We start from the raw sequence: 17,954 nt of genomic DNA, 5'->3' as shown, positions 1-17,954 counted from the left end.
TGTGTTTTACGTTTCCATGTTCTTTCAATACGCCTCTCAATATTTAAAAACAAGGTTTACCTATCGTGTCGATACAGCGGTTGAGATTCTTTCAGATTTATTAAACCAAGCCGTCAATTTAATTTTTATTTTAGTTGTCTTTGGTCATACCTCGCTGTTAAGTGGCTGGAGCCGTGACGAGATTATTTTTATTTATGGATTCTTCCTTGTTCCCTACGCATTATTTAATTCTTTTTTTAACATATGGGATTTTAATGAGCGTTATATTGTAAAAGGAGAAATGGACCGTGTCTTGACTCGGCCTGTGCACAGTCTGTTCCAAATTATTATGGAGCGAATGGAGCTTGAATCGTTATTCGGGGTCATTACAGGGATTGCTGTAATGGGGTATGCTGGAATGAATCTAGGTTTAAGCTTCGCCTGGTATGATCTTCTACTGTTTCTTATCATGGTGATTGGCGGGATGTTTATTTACGCCGGTATTTTTCTTTCAATCGCCACGATTGGCTTTTGGTCGGACAGCCGCACCGATATTATGCCAATGATGTATAACATCAGCAATTACGGGCGCTATCCAGTCAATATTTATAATAAAATCATTCAGTTTGTCCTAACCTGGATTCTACCCTTCGCCTTCGTCGGCGTCTTCCCTGCTTCTTACTTTCTAGGAAGAAATGAATGGTATGGCTATGCTTTCTTAACCCCTGTCATGGGTACTGTGTTTTTTGGCTTGGCTGTCTTTCTTTGGAATACAGGGGTTAAAAGATATCGCGGAGCTGGGAATTGAGGATACGAATATAATAACAAGAGCAAGGTTTTATACGAACCTTAGCTCTTTTTTTATCCAGTCTGTCAGAATCCTTAATACAATAGGTAATTTATATGGAACTAGTATCGAATAATTAATTTTCTGTATGCATATTCCTTGCTTGATTGAATAAACCTGCATGATAATTGAGAAGTTAGTAAAGGTTCATATTATTGTATTGGTAACACAACCGTAGCTAACCTTGATTAAGGATAATTCCTTTTTTAAAATAATTATAAATAAGGATTGACTTTTCTCTTTTTATAATTGATAATAATAATCAGTTGATAACAATTATAATCTAACTAAACAAAAACGTTTGGAAAGATTATAAACATTAGTCATAAAAATATTCAGGTGAGGTTTACTTATTAAAGCAAAGCATAATAGGAAACATTAAACCAAGCCTTGACTTTTTATTATAAGGAGGAACTTTTCCATGTTACTTGATGCAGATATCAAAGCCCAATTAAATCAATACCTTCAAATGTTAGAAGGGCCGATTGTACTGAAAGTAAGTGCCGGAGCTGATGAGGTTTCAAATAATACAATTGAACTTGCAAATGAATTAGCTTCTATGTCAGATAAAATTACAATTGAAAGAACGACACTTCCAAAAACACCAAGCTTTAGTGTGAATCGCCCTGGCGAAGATACTGGCGTTACTTTTGCCGGTGTTCCACTAGGTCATGAATTTACTTCATTAGTTTTAGCCCTATTACAAGTAAGCGGTAGAGCACCGAAAGTGGATCAAAATATCATTGATCAAATTAAGAAGATTGAGGGCGAATACCATTTTGAGTCATATATCAGCCTAACCTGCCATAACTGCCCTGATGTTGTTCAAGCATTAAATATCATGAGTATTCTTAATCCTAATATTACACATACTATGATTGATGGTGCGGCATTTAAAGAGGAAGTAGAAAGCAAGAACATTTTAGCTGTCCCTACCGTGTACCTGAATGGTGCAGAATTTGGCGGCGGTCGTATGACGATTGAAGAAATCCTTGCTAAAATGGGAACCGGTCCAGATGCGTCTGAACTGTCAGATAAAGAGCCATTTGATGTATTAGTTGTCGGCGGTGGACCAGCGGGTGCTAGTGCAGCTGTCTATGCAGCCCGTAAAGGAATCCGTACCGGTATTGTGGCTGAACGCTTCGGTGGTCAAATTATGGATACATTAGGAATCGAGAACTTTATTTCGGTCAAATATACAGAGGGTCCAAAGCTTGCTGCAAGCCTTGAAGAGCATGTAAAAGAATATAACGTAGATATTATGAATACACAACGTGCTAAACGCTTAGAGAAAAAAGATTTAGTTGAAATTGAGCTTGAAAATGGAGCTGTTCTAAAAAGTAAGGCCGTGATTCTTTCCACTGGTGCTCGCTGGAGAAACGTAAACGTGCCTGGCGAAGCTGAATTTAAAAACAAAGGTGTGGCCTACTGCCCACACTGCGATGGTCCATTGTTTGAAGGCAAGCACGTGGCTGTAATTGGCGGCGGTAATTCAGGTATTGAAGCAGCAATTGACCTAGCGGGTATCGTAAAACATGTAACCGTTATAGAATTCTTACCTGAATTAAAAGCTGATTCCGTATTGCAGGAGCGCCTTCACAGTCTGCCAAACGTAACCGTTATTACGAATGCTCAAACAAAAGAAATTCACGGTAACGAGACAGTAAACGGCATTTCCTATATCGATCGTGAAACAAATGAGGAACACCATATTGAATTAGAGGGTGTATTTGTTCAAATTGGTCTTGTACCGAATACAGATTGGTTACAAGGAACGGTAGAGCTTACCAATAGAGGCGAAATTATCGTCGATGCTCATGGTGCGACAAATGTACCTGGTGTATTTGCTGCCGGAGACTGCACAAACAGTGCCTACAAACAAATTATTATCTCAATGGGCTCTGGTGCGACCGCTTCATTAGGTGCCTTCGATTACCTAATTAGAAATTAATTCTAAAGCTAGCTGAGAATCAATTAAGTTTCTGCTCCCGGCTTATGCCGGGACTTTATTTGCCAGCTTTCTCATAAGACGACAATAATTTACAGAATTTTTATGTTTATACAAGCATTAATTAGCTTTTTATTATAAAATAAAGTAAATTAGCTTTTTATTTGACAAACATTTAATATTTATAGATAATAATAATTAGTTAATAATTAATTTAGTTAATAAGTCTTTTAGACTTGATTATACAATTACATTTAGGAGGAATTTTACTATGTCTCTAATTGGAAAAGAAGTACAACCATTTAAAGCCCAAGCATTCAAAAACGGTGAATTTGTTGAAGTATCTGAGCAAAGCTTCAAAGGTCAATGGAGCATTGTTTGCTTCTACCCAGCAGACTTTACATTCGTATGCCCAACTGAACTAGAAGACCTACAAAACCAATACGACGCTCTTAAGCAATTAGGCGTTGAAGTATATTCTGTTTCTACAGATACTCACTTCGTTCATAAAGCATGGCATGATACATCAGAAACTATCGGTAAAATCACTTACACTATGATCGGTGACCCTTCTCACGTAATCAGCCGTAACTTTGATGTTCTAATCGAAGAAGATGGTGTTGCTGACCGTGGAACATTCATCATCGATCCAGATGGCGTTGTCCAAGCTCTTGAAATCAACGCTGGCGGAATCGGCCGTGACGCAAGCACACTTGTAAACAAAATCAAAGCTGCACAATACGTTCGCAACAATCCAGGCGAAGTTTGCCCAGCTAAATGGCAAGAAGGCGGCGAAACTCTTAAGCCAAGCCTTGACCTTGTAGGTAAAATCTAATAACCATAACTTAATGTTATTTACGAAAAAGAAAGCTGGTAGCATGCCAGCTTTCTTTTTTCTGTTTCCCTTTCGGCCATAAACCATCATACCAGTTGAATTTCTTAATAAGCATTTAATACCGTATGCTCATCCACTAACAGCCGAGGCTCGGTTACAGCTTGAATATCGTCTACTGTATACCCTTTCGCCACTTCCACCAGCTTTAAACCCGCGTCAGTGATATCGATAACTGCTCTTTCCGTGATAATTCGGTTGACAACCCCTTTACCTGTTAAGGGAAGTGAGCAATGATGGACAATTTTTGCCTGGCCGTTTTTATTGGTATGGTCCATGATGACGATAATTTTTTTCGCTCCATGAACGAGGTCCATCGCCCCACCCATTCCCTTTATCATCTTCCCTGGAATCATCCAATTCGCAAGATCACCTGCTTCAGATACCTCCATCCCACCTAAAATCGCGACATCTATATGTCCACCACGAATCATAGCAAAGGACTCAGCACTGGAAAAATATGCTGCACCCTTGCTTGCGGTAATTGTTTCTTTCCCTGCATTGATTAAATCAGGGTCGACCTCTGATTCTTTTGGATACGGACCAATGCCTAGTAAGCCGTTTTCAGATTGAAGGACGACCCGTTTATTTTCACTAATAAAATTGGCAATGAGTGTCGGCATCCCAATGCCAAGATTTACGTAATTCCCTGATTCAATTTCCCTCTCCGCTCTTTTCGCAATTCTCTCTCTTATACCTAAAGTGTTTTCAATTGGTGTACTCATGCCCTTCCCCCACTTTCTGTACGGTTCTTCTTTCAATCCGTTTCTCTTTCCTACATACAACTAATCTTTGTACATAAATACCTGGCGTTACAACATGTGAAGGAGAAATATCCCCCATCTCCTCCACCTCTGCGATGGTCACAGCACCAGCAGCAGCCATAATCGGATTGAAATTTTGCGCTGTTTTGCTATAAATTAAATTTCCCATTTCATCGGCTCGTAAGGCAGATACTAAGCTGAAATCAGCTCTCAGGGCTTTCTCAAGGAGATAATCCTTTCCATCGAAGGATCGAACCTCTTTTCCGTCTGCCACAATTGTACCGACCCCTGCAGGTGTGTAGAAAGCGGGAATCCCAGCTCCTCCAGCACGAATTTTCTCGGCTAAGGTTCCTTGAGGCAGGAGCTCTACCTCAATTTCTCCTGATAAAAATTGTCTCTCAAACTCTTTATTTTCACCTACATAGGAGCTAATCATCTTTTTAATCTGTTTCCTTCTTAATAAAATGCCTAGCCCCCAGTCATCAATGCCACAGTTATTCGAGATGACGGTTAAGTCTTTTACACCTGTCTCTGAAAGGGCTTGAATGAGGTTTTCAGGAATCCCGCATACCCCAAAGCCCCCAACCATGATGACAGCACCGTCGTGTATATCCTTCACTATATCCAATGCAGTCCTGCCTATTTGTTTCATTCTCTCCCCTCATTTCACTACTATTTTCAATCACTCACTTATACTATTCCTTGCTTCACAAGACTGAGCTAAAAATAAATAGAGGGAAACCCCTAAGGGTCTCCCATCTTAAGAGAATCACTGCTTACCATCTATTTAACGGCTGGCAATGGTTTCTTGAGCCATTCATTATAGAACGTATCAATATCCGGTTCGAAATCTAACAGAATTGGGTACCAAGGTGGAACCGCTTCAACCTCGAGCTGTGATGCACACTCAGGGCAATAATATTCGCGAATCACCTGCCACTCAGGGTCCGGTGCCATTAATTTTGGATAGATTTCATTCATTTTTTCTTCTGTATCTCGGACGAAAATTTTCGCATGGAGCTTCCAATTTTCCCGATAATCACAGAATTCATGGCCGCAATCGCATTTTACCATCCGATCACCGTTTGCCTTTTGTACAATATATAGATGCAAGCCGTATGGAAGGAGAATCGGGTCATCCCATTTCACACGATCCTGTAAGACTTCACGGTAGATTTCAAACCGCTCCGGGTCCTTATGGCTTGTCATCATATCCTTTAACTGGTAAAACTCTAATGTTCCATCAATCAACTCAGCAATTCTTTTTTTATCGTATTTTGCCATAACCTTCACCTCTTTGTTCAAATTAGATTATTTTTTCTTTTTGAATCGATTGATGTGTGCCCCAAGTGTTGGTACACCTAAATCCTCTTCATAGATCATCCAATCCTCTGGAATACTCCAGAAATCCTTAAACTCATTTGTAAACTTTTCACTTAAGGCAAAGCTTTGAGCGTACATATGCTTCACTTGGATAGCGGCGTCTTCATTCATGATCTTTGTTCTTTCGCCCTCCATCCACTCTTTTGTCGGCTGGCTGCGCTCTAGACGCTGCTTGCGAATACTCTTGCGCTTTTCTTTTGTCGCTTTCAGATCAAGCGTATAAACACCATTTTCTTCAGTAAACGCACAGCCATATACCTGCTCTGCATAGCGAAGAAGGATATATTTTTCATTCAAATCGGATTCAACCTGCTTTGGATCACGCTCAAGCGGATCTCCAAATCCCGGACCCCCACGGAGGTAGTTCATAATCACATCGTAATCACCAAACTGCTCCTGCGTCGATACCGCCTGACGATCACGGTAGACAACCTCCGCCTCCATGTTTTCCTCGAAGGTTGGATTGTCAGGGTCGACATCCCCGCCTAATGGGATTGGAAGTCCTTTATCAATTCGCTCCTTGATATTTGTTTTGTTCGCCTGGAAGCGATAGCCTGCAGATGCTGGATAGCCTCCCATGAGCCCGCAGTCTGTCGCCATGACACCGGCACCGGCCATAAACATTGTCCATTCCTGTGCACCCCAGCCTAGTCGAAGCGATTGCCAGCCATTTCCACCGCGATATTTACCCGCTCCGCCTGACCCAGGTAAAATTTGTCTTCCTAGGAAAATAAGCGGTTCTAAGAGCTCCCAAATTTCCATGTCACCCATATCTCCCTCAGGGTTCCAGAGGGCAGCCGAGTGGCTGATTCCATCCTGAACCGCACTAGCCCCGACACCACATGCGGAGGTCTCAAAGCTGTTCATCGCGGATAACTGACCATATTGATCGTAGCCTCCACCCATCAGCCAGTTAGAGGTATGGGCATTCCCTGCATTCACTTCCTCTAAATAACCACGGCCAAAGTAGGACCGGCTTAAGCCGCGCCAAAGCGGTGACCATGCCGCCACAAGCGCATGCCAGGTATTCGAATGGGCAGAGCGTATATCATCTGGGTTAAACCATGATCCATATGGAATGCCAAATTTACTGGCGTAATAGGCTCCATCATTGATACGGTCATTCGGGACAAGGGTTTGGGAAAGCATAACCCAGATGCCGCTTGTAATCGAAACCGGTGTCGCATTGAATGGATGCCAGCCCCAACGATTTGCACCTTCAAAATCAATTTCAAATTTAGCATCCTTATGAACGGTAATTTCTGATGGTGTATGGATAATCGTGTTCAATTTGGCAAAGGATGGAAGATCTAAATCCTTAAATGGAACGTCAACAAAGGATGCTTGTCGATATTTACCCGGAATAAGCATCGTTTTGACTTGGTTGACGAAGCCGCGGCGTCCATCCTCAATAATTTCACGCATAAATTGTTTATAAGCGTCGACGCCTTCCTCTTTGATTACATCTAAAACAAGATCACGAATCATGTGACAGCCAGCCACACGAGTCTTCTCATCTAATGTCCAGTATTTCACCGCACGTACAGAACGTGTACTTTCAAGCAACCAGTCCTTTGATAACGTATCATTTTGACCGATTTTTCGGCACGTTACCTGATAGCCATCATCATATCGCTGCACAGGACCCATTGGCATACTTCCCGGTGCAGAGGCTCCTGTATCAATTACGTGTGTCACGCCTCCGGCCCAGCCGACAACCTCTCCCTCCCAGAAGATTGGTACCAGTGTATGAACATCACACGTATGAACGTTTCCGACATGGTTATCGTTATTACAGAAAATATCCTTATCCGCAATCCCTGGATTTTCCTCATAATCGTTTTCAATCATAAATTTAATCGCTGCACCCATCGTTCCTACGTGGATAATAATCCCTGTGGAGGTAACAATCGAATCGGCTTCAGGGGTGTACAAGCTAAAGCATAATTCACCTTCCTGCTCAACGATTGGCGATGCGGCTACCTTTTTCGCCGTTTCCCTTGCATGAACCACTCCGCCGCGGAGCTTGGAATAAATTTTTTCAAAGCGGATAGGGTCACTTTCCTTAAATGGAAGGGTTTCTAAACCGGCATAATGGCCTGTATCCCGACTGATTTCATCCATTTCCTTCCGCATTTGCTTGAGCGTCTTTCCATCCCAGCCAATCCCTTTTTTCTTTCCTTTAACATCTGCAAATGTATTTGCCAAATTGGGTACCCCCTTGAAATTTATTAAAAATGGAACTTTTTACTTCAATTCTCTTAAATGAAAGATACGATTTTGATCGAGATAAGCTTCAAAGCCTAGCGGAACGACCAATGTAGTGGCTGTGGATTCTAGAATCGAAAACGCTGAAATCCGGTTGCCTGGCAGTAATTTTTCCATTTCATAAATATCAGCCTGGAGATACTCGCCATTCCAATAGATTTGACGATTACCTAAGAAGGCGTCACGCGGCGGTGTCTCACCGGCTAATGGCTCCTGTGGGATTTGCGGCTTTGCCACTTCAACCACGCCGCGAACAATCGCACCTGTAATCGAATAGCCAAGCTCCGGTGAAAGCGCTGATTTGGCATAAACTCTGGCATATGTTTCTTCAAAGGTTTTGACAAGACTTTCCCAATCATCCGTTGAACGGAAGGCTGAGATTGGCGCCTCGATTTCAAGGTCATTTAATTGACCCTGGTATTGCATTCTATAGAGAAGACGGAAATCCACATCCTCCGGCTGATAATCATTTTTCCTAAATTCCTCTGTCACCTTTGTCTTTAATTCCTCCCACGCAGCCTGCAACTCTCTTCCAGCGAGAAGAACATCGGAATCCTCTGCCCCGTCATCCACGTTAAGATCCAATGTTTTGTCATAACGATACTCGAAATCTGCTGCCCCACAGCCAAATGCCGAGAAACCTGCTGCCCAGGCTGGAATAAGAACATCCTCAAAGCCAAGTCCCTTTGTATAACCGGCAGTGTGTAACGGACCGCCGCCACCGTAGGAGAAGCAAACATATTGTGAAGGAGAATAACCTTTTCCTAGAATCATAGATTCGAGGTAGTTACGAAGCTGTGATTCTAGCAGCTCGATAACCCCGTAGGCTGCATCCTCTACTGAAAGCCCAAGCGGGTCGGCAATTTGTTTCTTCACCGCTTCATAGGCCTTTGCCTTCGAAAGCTTGATGACACCGCCAATGAAATTATCTGGATTGATGAGACCCAGAACGACGTGACAATCTGAAACGGTTACAGTGTCTAAACCGCCTTCAGGGTTACAAACTCCTACACGTGAACCGGCACTGTCTGGTCCAAGTGTAATATTTCCATAGTTCGGATCAATACGAACAAAGCTTCCTGTACCCGCACCGGTTGTATCCATTGATACAAGAGGCAAGGACAATACGAGACGCGCCATATCAGGACTTGCATTAATTGCTAATTCTCCTTGTGTAATTAGACCAATATCAAAGCTTGTTCCGCCAATATCGGAGCAGGCAACATTTTTCAAGCCAAGCTGCTCGGCTAGGTATTTGGCACCCACCATTCCTCCGATTGGACCAGATACACAGGTTCTTGCCAATTCATTAGCTTTAATAGAGATCGTACCGCCGTGACTGGCCATAATCCTTAAATCGAAATCAGTCCCCGCTTCCCTTAAGGCTGTATCAATGTTGGCCAGCGTTTGACGAGAAGGCTCGGCCGCATAGGCCTCAACAATCGTTGTATTGGTACGGTGAGATTCCTTACGCACCGGATAATAATCAACCGTGGCAAACACTTTAATGTCTTTATTGGACTTTGCGACAATTTGTTCTGCGATATCACGAATCTTTCTTTCGTGGGCAGGATATTTATAGGAATGCAAGAGGCTGATGACAATCGCTTCTACATCCTCGTCAATTAATTTTTGAATCGCTGGTTCAATTTCATGTTCATAAAGCGGAATGACTACGTTACCAAACAAATCGACCCTCTCAGTAACGCCAACCGTCCATTTTCTTGGTACAAGCGGCGGATCAAAGTGATGGGTATTGATGTGAATTTTGTCCGAATAGGAATAGCCAAGAAAGGACTGCAATCCGCGCCCCATTCGATGGTTATCCTCCATCCCCTTATTCACAATTAATCCCACACGTCGTCCTACCCTTGAAACAAGACGATTGAGCATAGCCGTCCCAGAATAAACCCCGGCTAAAAGGTTCGGGAATTCGTCCTCCATTTTCGCATCCCATTGGCTCAAAGCATCTCGAGCAGAGTTTAATAGTCCAATGTGTTCATCCATCGGAGTAGTTTGTGCCTTCCCGACGACAAAATCTCCTTTTTCATCAATAATAAACGTGTCTGTCATGGTACCGCCGGCATCAATAGCTAGAATTTGAGATTTGGCCAAATAAAACGCTCTCCCTTCAATTGAAAGTAAATGGATTTAACAGCAATGTATGTAAAAAAGACAGTCATATAATTGCTGTTACTCTTTTACTTGCAAGGAGCGTGCCAACACATAGGATTCTCTCATTTTTTTAAAAATCTTATTTTTGATTCCCAAATGCTAGATTTAGTTAACTTCATCGTTAGGAAAATCGATGGAAAAAATACGATAGATGTTCTTAAGTTAAAGTGGTGCAATATAGAGTCGAACAAACTGTAGCGTTTTGCAACACCTGTCGCGCTACAGTTTGTTTCGTGAAACAGGTAAATAACAGTTGATTTCATCGATGGGTTTGTTTAATATTTTAAATATACTGAATATTAAAAATATTAAACAAGACTATTCTCTCACTTCTTCGCACAGTATTTGAGTTACATTCCTCTTTTTTCATGATTATCGGTGAAAGATTATTACTACATATAGAAGGAGGTTTCATGCAAGTTGGAAAACCCTTTTCTCGCTATTTTTTCCACACAGGATCTATCGAATAAAGTGAGTGAAATCAAACATAAATGGGAAGCCTTCATCACAAATCCTCACAATAGTGAAAATTTACAAAAGGCTGTCCGCCAAGAAATTCTAAATTCATGGAGCCGTTGTCAATCAAACGGGATCAATCCAGAACAACAACAGGCGAGAGCGGCATTAACCTCATTTGAACTTGAAGCACTACTTTCAGAATCTGACCTTTATCATGCAGCGAAGCCGATTATCGATAGTATTTATGATAAATTAATCGGGACCGGCTATTTAATTACTTTAAATGATGAAAGTGGAAAAATGATTTATTTAAAAGGGGAAAAGGACCTTATCAGAAAAACAGAAAAAGTAAATTTTTTACCTGGAATGGACTGGAGTGAAAGTGCAGCAGGTACAAATGCCATCGGGACAAGCATTGTATCTAAAAAGCCGATTCAAGTTTTTTCGGCCGAACACTTCTGTGAAGGCTTCCACCCTATGACCTGTTCCGCATCACCCATCATACATCCCTATACGAAAAATGCTATCGGTGCCATTGACTTCACGGGATTTTGGCCAAGCACACAGCCTCACACGCTTGGGTTAGCCGTTTCCCTCGCCCAAATGATTGAACAGCAGCTTCTGATTATGTATCGAAGAAAATATTCTCAGCTTGAGGACTATTACCATCAATATAGTGGTAAATGGAGGGATCACGCTGCCCTTGTTATTAGCAGTGAAGCCGTTCTGGTTAATGGCGACCAAGCGTTATTGACTGCCTTACATTTGAAGAAAGAAACAACCTTCGATAACCATTTGAAAATGAAAAAACTACTACAAAATCCAGCTCATTTCTTTAAACAAGCAGATACATTTCAATTCATCCATTTAGACCCTATCGTGATTAATAATGAAGAGATTGGTTATGTTGCCCTTTTAAAAAATAAAACCGAAACAGCCTCAAACAGTCTGCACGAATCAAGGCATCACCAGTTGATTGGTGAGTCTGCGGAACTGAAGGATATTTTATATAAATGCCGCCAGATTTCATCAGTCACTACACCAATCTTGTTAACCGGAGAAACAGGGACAGGAAAAGAACTAATTGCCAAATACATTCACGATGTAAGTACCAGATGTGATAAGCCTTTTATCGCGATTAATTGTGGTGCCATCCAGAAGGAGCTGATTGGCAGCGAACTATTCGGTTATGAAAGCGGTACCTTTACCGGTGGAAAAAAGGAAGGAAAGAAAGGAAAATTTGAAGAAGCAAACGGGGGAACGATCTTTTTAGATGAAATTGGAGAAATGCCCTTAGACCTCCAGGTGCACTTGCTACGAGTTCTTCAGGAAAAAGAGTTTACAAGATTAGGCTCTTCCAAAACGATTAAGACAGACGTTAAGGTGATTGCCGCCACACATAGAGACCTAGAGAAGCTGATTGAAGCTGGATTGTTCCGCAGCGATTTATTTTTCAGGCTGAACGTGATTTCCTTTCATGTTCCTCCCCTATCCGAAAGAAAGGCAGACATCCTTCCTATCACGAATCACTATTTACATGTATTTGCCGAAAAATATCACAAGCCTATGCCTTTCCGTTTAGCAGAGAAAACCAAGGATTTCTTTTTAACCTACAGCTGGCCAGGCAATATTAGAGAATTAAGGAACGCCCTCGAGCATGCTGTCATTTTTAGCCTTTCAGCGAAAATTGAACAAAGTGACTTACCTGCCTATCTCGCAAGCTTTCACATACAGACAGAATCCAGTAAAACCGAACATAGCAGCTTATCCATTATGGAAAAAACAGAAAAGGAGCAAATCAGAAAGCTATTGATTCAAAGCAAATGGAATATCTCAGCAGTGGCCAAGGAACTGAAGGTCGCTAGGTCCACCTTATATCGGAAGCTCAAAAAGTATCAATTGCAGGAGGTGGGAAATGCTCCTATCTAATGAACGAAAATCCCGTTTATACCCGAAATAGAAGCAGGCATGTGTCTGCTTCTATTTTAATCAAGTAACACCGGAATCGGTTTGTCCAAAATCAACTTATTCTCGGTATAGACGATATCATAGATTAAAATCTGTAGAGCAAAGCAATGAGGCAAATCACACTTCCCTGTTGTATGTAAGTTTATAATATAAAGATACTACATATGGGGGTAAATAAAGTGAGTAAATCCAATTTAACAACGATATTTGACCAGATCGGTGCAGAAAAGATAGAGGAATTAGTGCTAGCTTTTTATCCAAAGGTATACAGTGATCCGGATTTGAGTCCGTTATTTGAAGGGGATATCCAGGAGATTATGCGAAAGCAACGAATGTTTCTTACTCAATTTACAGGTGGTCCTGCCCTCTACAGTCAGGAATTTGGACCTCCTGCGATGAGAGAGCGTCATCTCCCCTTTGAAATTACGCCATGGCGGGCACAGTGCTGGCTGCGTTGTATGAAGGAAGCGTTTGAAGAGGTTGGACTTAACCAGCAACCAGCAGGAGTGCTTTTTTACAGCAAATTAGAGCAGGTCGCAGGAATTATGATAAATTCAGCATAATTCATTCTAATCAAGAAGACCTCCAATACAAGAGCGAAACCTTGCTTGAATCGATGGTCTTCTTGAGCATATGTAAAATGTAAAGATAACATCCCCTTTTGTCTAGTACAGTAATACGATTTGACAATCAAATTCGCCCGTCGAATTTGCGTCCGGATTACCTGAGCTCAATAAACTATCAAAAAAAATCCATGACATCCTCCGGAGGCTTAACTTCATTCAGCGGGGTTTGAACCCCACTGTATGGCAATAATGCTATGCTACTACTGTGCACGTCGATATTGATATTGCTTCCATTGATATAGGATGAAGCAGCCGATGCAAAAGCCTAGGATGGCGATGAATGCTGCTAGGGCTACCATAATTGTAAAGATGTTGCCTGCTGTATTCCAGCCTAATAAGAAGCTAATAAATCCTGCTCCTAAGCAAAAAACGGCTATTTTCTGATTAAACTGCTGCTGCTCCCAATCCTCAGGGATATAGCTTTTAATCGGTTTTTTGAGAAACTTTTTTGCTAGCTGCATAATTGGATTATAGCCAAATAGAATTCCTGATAATCCTGCGAGAAAAGGAATCAATAAGATCCATTCCATTTTCGTAATCCAGGTTAATAATACACTAATTACGATCACGGATTGATTCGTTTTCACAAGTGGTCTTGGAATGGAACGAGGCATTTCGGACATAAAATCACACCTTTCCAATTGGATTTATATATTATATAACCTTTGTAAATGATTGTCACGAAAAGTGCAACAAAAAACCAGCAATGGTAGTTTCTTACCCATTGCTGGTTTTTATCAAGATATTTGAAATGTAACAATCCTTTACTTCACATCTGCCAGCGAAGAGCGAAAGTGCTTTTCAAGCTGACAATAAATTTCCTCATTGGTTGCTTCAATAACCTCCAAGTGCTGTGGTTTATTGAATAAAGCTTGAATTTCTTCCGGATAGGTTTGTTCAATCTCACAGCGCTCAATCGCTTCATTGAACTTAGCCGGATGTGCTGTTGAAAGTGTAACACACACTTCCCCTTCCTCATTACATGCTTCATATGCCGCAACCCCGCAGGAGGTATGTGGATCTAATAAATAGTTCGTAGCCTTAAAGTACTTACCAATTGTGTTCAAGCATGTTTCACCTTGAACACCGTGTGCTGCAAAATCGGCTTGTACTTGACGAAGCTGCTCTTCGTTGACCGAAATTTTTCCGTCAGCTTTGAATTGCTCCATGATTGAAGTAACAGCCTCTGCATTTTCCCCTAAAAGATAATATAGATAACGCTCAAAGTTGCTGGCAACCTGAATATCCATCGAAGGACTGTAGGTGCTATGGAACTCACCCGGCTGGTAAACTCCCTCTTTAATAAAACGCTCTAAAATATTATTTTCATTTGTAGCGACAATGAGCTTACCAACTGGCAGACCCATTTTCTTTGCTAAATAGCCGGCAAAAATATCGCCAAAGTTTCCGGTTGGAACACTAAAGTTAAGAGCTTTCATGTCTTGTTCCTTTGCCACTTGGAAATACGCATAGAAATAATACACGGTCTGTGCTAAAATTCGGGCAAAATTAATAGAATTAATCGCACGAAGATGGTATTTGTTTTTGAAATCCAAATCAGCGAAGATCTCCTTAATGATGCGCTGTCCATCGTCGAAGGTTCCTTTAATCGCTAAATTTAAAACACTCTCATCATCCACCGTTGTCATTTGTAGCTCCTGCACCTTACTTACTCTTCCATGCGGATGAAGAATACAAATGCGGATGCCCTCTTTTCCTCTCACACCCTCAATCGCAGATGCACCAGTATCGCCGGAGGTAGCCCCAAGAATATTGATGGTTTCTCCTGTTTTCTTCGCAATATAGGAATATAAATTTCCTAAGAACTGCAGTGCCACATCCTTAAAGGCAAAGGTTGGGCCATGGAATAATTCTAATACATACATGTCATCCTTCAGCTTAACAACTGGCGTTACTTCAGAAGCACGGAAGGTTCCATAGCTCTTCTCAATTAATTCCTTTAGTTCGTTTTCCGGGATTTCCCCATCCACATAATAAGAAATGATTTCATAGGCTAATTCCTGATAGCTTAGCTTGGACCATTCCTGTAGCTTCTCTTCCGGGAATTGCGGAATTTGTTCCGGAACTAACAGTCCTCCATCCGTAGCCAATCCCATTAGAACTGTATCGATAAAACCAATTTTACTTACATTTCCACGTGTACTAATGTATTTCATAACATCCTCCAAGAATAAAAAAATATATTCCTATCGTCACCTAAATTCGGTTAAGAGTCAATAAGAATTATACTGAAATACCTGAATAATTTAAAATTCTCGAAAAGAATCTACCTCCTACTCCTAAATTTCCAAAATCAGGTAGTAATTGGCTAACCAATTTGGAATAGTTCATGGACAACCATCATAGGTATTATGAATACCTACCAATAATCTAAAAATAAAAATGAGGTGGTCCAAGTTTTTGCTAGAGTGGCAGCTATGATAATCGGAAGTATTCTGCTTGGGATTGGGATTAATGGATTTTTAGTTCCTCATCAATTACTTGATGGGGGTATTATTGGCATCGCTCTTATTCTTCATTATTATTTTGATGTCCATGCAGGACTTTGGTCGGCATTACTAAGTGTCCCATTAATTATTTACGCATGGATCAAGGATCGAAAACAGTTTCATGGCAGCTTTTATGGGATGATTGTGACGGCTGTTTTTATTGATTTACTTGCCCCTTTTCAGTTTTATCTCCCCATTTGGCTGAGTGCGATTCTAGGCGGTGCCATTTGTGGAATAGGTGTCGGCTTAATGCTACGCTATAAGACAAGTACAGGTGGAACCGACCTAATCGCCTATTTTATTGCAAAAGCAACACCTTTAAATATTGGCTTTCTTATTGCCTTCATGGATGCGTTAATTGTTCTGCTTGGCTATCAAACCTTGGGCCTCCAAAGTGTTGTTTTCTCAACGATAACGATATTAACTGCTGGCTTTCTTGCGTCCATCTGTTATGAGGAAATGTAACGGAAAGGGGATGATCCCTCATTTCTTCCTATTTTGCTCTTTAAGCTTCATCAATGAATTGTCATCATAATTTCACCATAATGTAATCATAAATTTAATAGACTGCAATCTTTCTATGAAATAATTATGATTTCGACAGTCTATTCATTTAGGTTATATCTGACATAAAGGTGGTGAAAGCTTGTCACGAGCAAAAAAGAAAAGAAAAATCAGATGGGGTAGAATTCTTTGTGCCTTCTTTTTTCTGGGTGTCTTTATGGTTGGTCTTTTCCATATCATCCAGTACATAAGCGAAACGATTATAGCCTTTAACCAGCCGCTGAAAAAGATAGAGCAACAACATCAATCATTTCAAGGTGAGGTAAAGCATCAAAGCCTAGAGCCTGTTAATATTCTTCTATTAGGAAGCGACACCCGTGGCGAAGAACAGGCCCGCACGGATACGATTATGGTTGCTCATTACAATCCGCAAACCCATCAGGTAAAGCTTATCTCTCTCATGCGTGATATGTATGTCTCGATACCTGATTATGGCCAGCACAAATTAAATACTTCCTTTTCACATGGAGGCCCGGATTTACTACGAAGCACAATTAAAGAAAATTTTGGGCTTGATCTTCATTATTATGCCATTGTTGATTTTAAAGGCTTCGAAAAAGCGGTAGATATCCTAGCGCCAAATGGAATTGAAGTAGACGTACCCTATGAAATGTCCTATGGAATTGGCATGACGTTAGAAGAAGGAAAGCAGCATTTAAATGGAGAGGAGCTACTGGGGTATGTTCGATTTCGTCATGACCGGCTAAGTGATTTTGGTCGAATCCAAAGGCAGCAGGAGGTCATCGCGAAATTAAAAGAGGAAGCCGTAAGCATAAATAGTATCGCAAATCTTCCTAAGCTTATAGAGCTGTTACATACATATGTAGATACGAATATCGATACCTCTACCCTTTTACAGGTTGGAAAAAGCCTCGTAGCAGAGAAGGATGGAAGTGTCGAAACCTTGCGCATTCCAGAGGACGGCAGTTTCCAAAATAACCGTTTTGAAGGAATTGGGGATGTATTAGAAGTTGATTTTGAGCAAAATCAGAAAAGTATTCGCACCTTTTTGGCAAAAGAAAAATGATGATTAAGTATGGATAGACAAAGTAAAACGGCCTGCTGAATAAAGACAGCAGGCCGTTTTTTATTACTTACTTAATAATTCATAAACCTCGTCATCTAATTTCTTCGCTAAGGCTGCATCATACGTTTTTTCATATTTAGGAAGTGATGTTAATTTTCCACCATAGAACATCACATCTTCTACCTCTTCTACATCAACGGTAATGACTCGATACTTCATGGTACCTTGGAAAACATCTGATACGGATGCAGTGCCTTGCACTGAATAGCAGCTTTCAGGGCCGATGATTCCCAAAGTAACAGCTGGATCTGCTTGTATATTATTAATACTAGATCCCTTATGTCCAACGGCAATTTTAACTTGTTTACCATCCTCTGTTGCCAGCACCCAGGATACAACCGTCAGCTCCGGCTTTTTCGTTTCCGCATTAATCGTAATTAATTGAACGATTGTTTCCTCTTTTAATAAATTAACGATAGTTGAATCTAGTACTTCTTGAACCTTTGCCATCCTATTCTCTCCCTTGTATATAATCTATTTTATT

Annotated in this window: 15 protein-coding genes; 7 read left to right on the top strand and 8 right to left on the bottom strand. The window is 41.0% G+C overall.

From position 1 onward, the window contains the following. The first annotated feature begins 1 nt into the window (after nt 1). The 3 genes from BQ5321_RS09825 to ahpC all read left to right on the top strand — a co-directional run bounded on the left by BQ5321_RS09825 (nt 2) and on the right by ahpC (nt 3,609). Nucleotides 2–787, top strand: coding sequence for an ABC transporter permease (locus BQ5321_RS09825; protein ID WP_071394323.1), 786 nt, complete (start codon nt 2–4; stop codon nt 785–787). Nucleotides 788–1,247: 460 nt separating this feature from the next. Further along, a complete protein-coding gene (ahpF, locus tag BQ5321_RS09820; RefSeq protein ID WP_071394322.1) occupies nt 1,248–2,777 on the top strand; it encodes an alkyl hydroperoxide reductase subunit F in 1,530 nt (509 codons plus the stop codon). 268 nt (nt 2,778–3,045) lie between these two features. After that, nucleotides 3,046–3,609 carry an alkyl hydroperoxide reductase subunit C gene (ahpC, locus tag BQ5321_RS09815; RefSeq protein WP_071394321.1) on the top strand — a complete coding sequence of 188 codons (564 nt, stop codon included), beginning with the start codon at nt 3,046–3,048 and terminating at the stop codon, nt 3,607–3,609. Between the two features lie 104 nt (nt 3,610–3,713). Here ahpC and BQ5321_RS09810 read toward each other — a convergent pair whose 3' ends face one another. From BQ5321_RS09810 to BQ5321_RS09790, 5 genes are all read right to left on the bottom strand, one after another. Continuing rightward, the gene (locus BQ5321_RS09810) at nt 3,714–4,391 is read right to left on the bottom strand and encodes a 3-oxoacid CoA-transferase subunit B (protein ID WP_071394320.1); all 678 of its coding nucleotides are present in this window, start codon (nt 4,389–4,391) and stop codon (nt 3,714–3,716) included. Beyond that, entirely contained in the window at nt 4,375–5,082 is a 708-nt protein-coding gene (locus BQ5321_RS09805) for a CoA transferase subunit A (RefSeq protein WP_071394319.1), read from the bottom strand. Before BQ5321_RS09805 ends, BQ5321_RS09810 begins: the two co-directional genes overlap by 17 nt. 131 nt (nt 5,083–5,213) lie before the next feature. Further along, on the bottom strand, nt 5,214–5,714 hold the full coding sequence (locus BQ5321_RS09800; protein WP_071394318.1) for an acetone carboxylase subunit gamma: 501 nt from the start codon (nt 5,712–5,714) through the stop codon (nt 5,214–5,216). A 27-nt stretch (nt 5,715–5,741) separates the two neighbouring features. Beyond that, nucleotides 5,742–8,021, bottom strand: a complete 2,280-nt coding sequence (locus BQ5321_RS09795; protein WP_071394317.1) for a hydantoinase B/oxoprolinase family protein — start codon at nt 8,019–8,021, stop codon at nt 5,742–5,744. A 39-nt stretch (nt 8,022–8,060) separates the two neighbouring features. Next, entirely contained in the window at nt 8,061–10,196 is a 2,136-nt protein-coding gene (locus BQ5321_RS09790) for a hydantoinase/oxoprolinase family protein (protein WP_084786729.1), read from the bottom strand. 480 nt (nt 10,197–10,676) lie between these two features. Here BQ5321_RS09790 and BQ5321_RS09785 point away from each other — a divergent pair, with 480 nt between their 5' ends. Then, nucleotides 10,677–12,644 carry a sigma-54-dependent Fis family transcriptional regulator gene (locus BQ5321_RS09785; RefSeq protein ID WP_071394316.1) on the top strand — a complete coding sequence of 656 codons (1,968 nt, stop codon included), beginning with the start codon at nt 10,677–10,679 and terminating at the stop codon, nt 12,642–12,644. A gap of 218 nt (nt 12,645–12,862) precedes the next feature. After that, complete coding sequence (locus tag BQ5321_RS09780) at nt 12,863–13,246, top strand: globin domain-containing protein (protein ID WP_234978383.1); 384 nt, start codon at nt 12,863–12,865, stop codon at nt 13,244–13,246. Between the two features lie 263 nt (nt 13,247–13,509). Here BQ5321_RS09780 and BQ5321_RS09775 read toward each other — a convergent pair whose 3' ends face one another. Both BQ5321_RS09775 and thrC read right to left on the bottom strand, forming a co-directional pair. Next, nucleotides 13,510–13,932 (bottom strand): DUF4395 domain-containing protein, encoded by a 423-nt coding sequence (locus tag BQ5321_RS09775; protein ID WP_071394314.1) that lies wholly within the window; start codon nt 13,930–13,932, stop codon nt 13,510–13,512. Nucleotides 13,933–14,073: 141 nt separating this feature from the next. Next, nucleotides 14,074–15,486 carry a threonine synthase gene (thrC, locus tag BQ5321_RS09770; RefSeq protein ID WP_071394313.1) on the bottom strand — a complete coding sequence of 471 codons (1,413 nt, stop codon included), beginning with the start codon at nt 15,484–15,486 and terminating at the stop codon, nt 14,074–14,076. Nucleotides 15,487–15,747: 261 nt separating this feature from the next. Here thrC and BQ5321_RS09765 point away from each other — a divergent pair, with 261 nt between their 5' ends. Beyond that, the gene (locus BQ5321_RS09765) at nt 15,748–16,284 is read left to right on the top strand and encodes a YitT family protein (RefSeq protein ID WP_071396852.1); all 537 of its coding nucleotides are present in this window, start codon (nt 15,748–15,750) and stop codon (nt 16,282–16,284) included. Nucleotides 16,285–16,465: 181 nt separating this feature from the next. After that, nucleotides 16,466–17,410, top strand: a complete 945-nt coding sequence (locus BQ5321_RS09760; RefSeq protein ID WP_071394312.1) for an LCP family protein — start codon at nt 16,466–16,468, stop codon at nt 17,408–17,410. A gap of 63 nt (nt 17,411–17,473) precedes the next feature. Here the strand turns inward: BQ5321_RS09760 and BQ5321_RS09755 are convergent, their stop codons facing one another. Further along, complete coding sequence (locus BQ5321_RS09755; protein ID WP_071394311.1) at nt 17,474–17,920, bottom strand: PNPOx family protein; 447 nt, start codon at nt 17,918–17,920, stop codon at nt 17,474–17,476. Nucleotides 17,921–17,954 lie beyond the last annotated feature (34 nt).

It is taken from the genome of Bacillus tuaregi (genome assembly GCF_900104575.1).
GTDB classification, from domain to species: domain Bacteria; phylum Bacillota; class Bacilli; order Bacillales; family Cytobacillaceae; genus Bacillus_BD; species Bacillus_BD tuaregi.
The sequence above is the reverse complement of the archived record's forward strand: the minus strand, read 5'-3'. Positions and strand labels throughout refer to the sequence as shown.

What these genes read in the sequence shown, in the direction of transcription:
- BQ5321_RS09755 (WP_071394311.1), bottom strand. Translation starts at nt 17,920, where the DNA reads ATGGCAAAGGTTCAAGAAGTACTAGATTCAACTATCGTTAATTTATTA.
- BQ5321_RS09805 (WP_071394319.1), bottom strand. Translation starts at nt 5,082, where the DNA reads ATGAAACAAATAGGCAGGACTGCATTGGATATAGTGAAGGATATACAC.
- ahpF (WP_071394322.1), top strand. Translation starts at nt 1,248, where the DNA reads ATGTTACTTGATGCAGATATCAAAGCCCAATTAAATCAATACCTTCAA.
- thrC (WP_071394313.1), bottom strand. Translation starts at nt 15,486, where the DNA reads ATGAAATACATTAGTACACGTGGAAATGTAAGTAAAATTGGTTTTATC.
- BQ5321_RS09775 (WP_071394314.1), bottom strand. Translation starts at nt 13,932, where the DNA reads ATGTCCGAAATGCCTCGTTCCATTCCAAGACCACTTGTGAAAACGAAT.
- ahpC (WP_071394321.1), top strand. Translation starts at nt 3,046, where the DNA reads ATGTCTCTAATTGGAAAAGAAGTACAACCATTTAAAGCCCAAGCATTC.
- BQ5321_RS09810 (WP_071394320.1), bottom strand. Translation starts at nt 4,391, where the DNA reads ATGAGTACACCAATTGAAAACACTTTAGGTATAAGAGAGAGAATTGCG.
- BQ5321_RS09800 (WP_071394318.1), bottom strand. Translation starts at nt 5,714, where the DNA reads ATGGCAAAATACGATAAAAAAAGAATTGCTGAGTTGATTGATGGAACA.
- BQ5321_RS09765 (WP_071396852.1), top strand. Translation starts at nt 15,748, where the DNA reads ATGATAATCGGAAGTATTCTGCTTGGGATTGGGATTAATGGATTTTTA.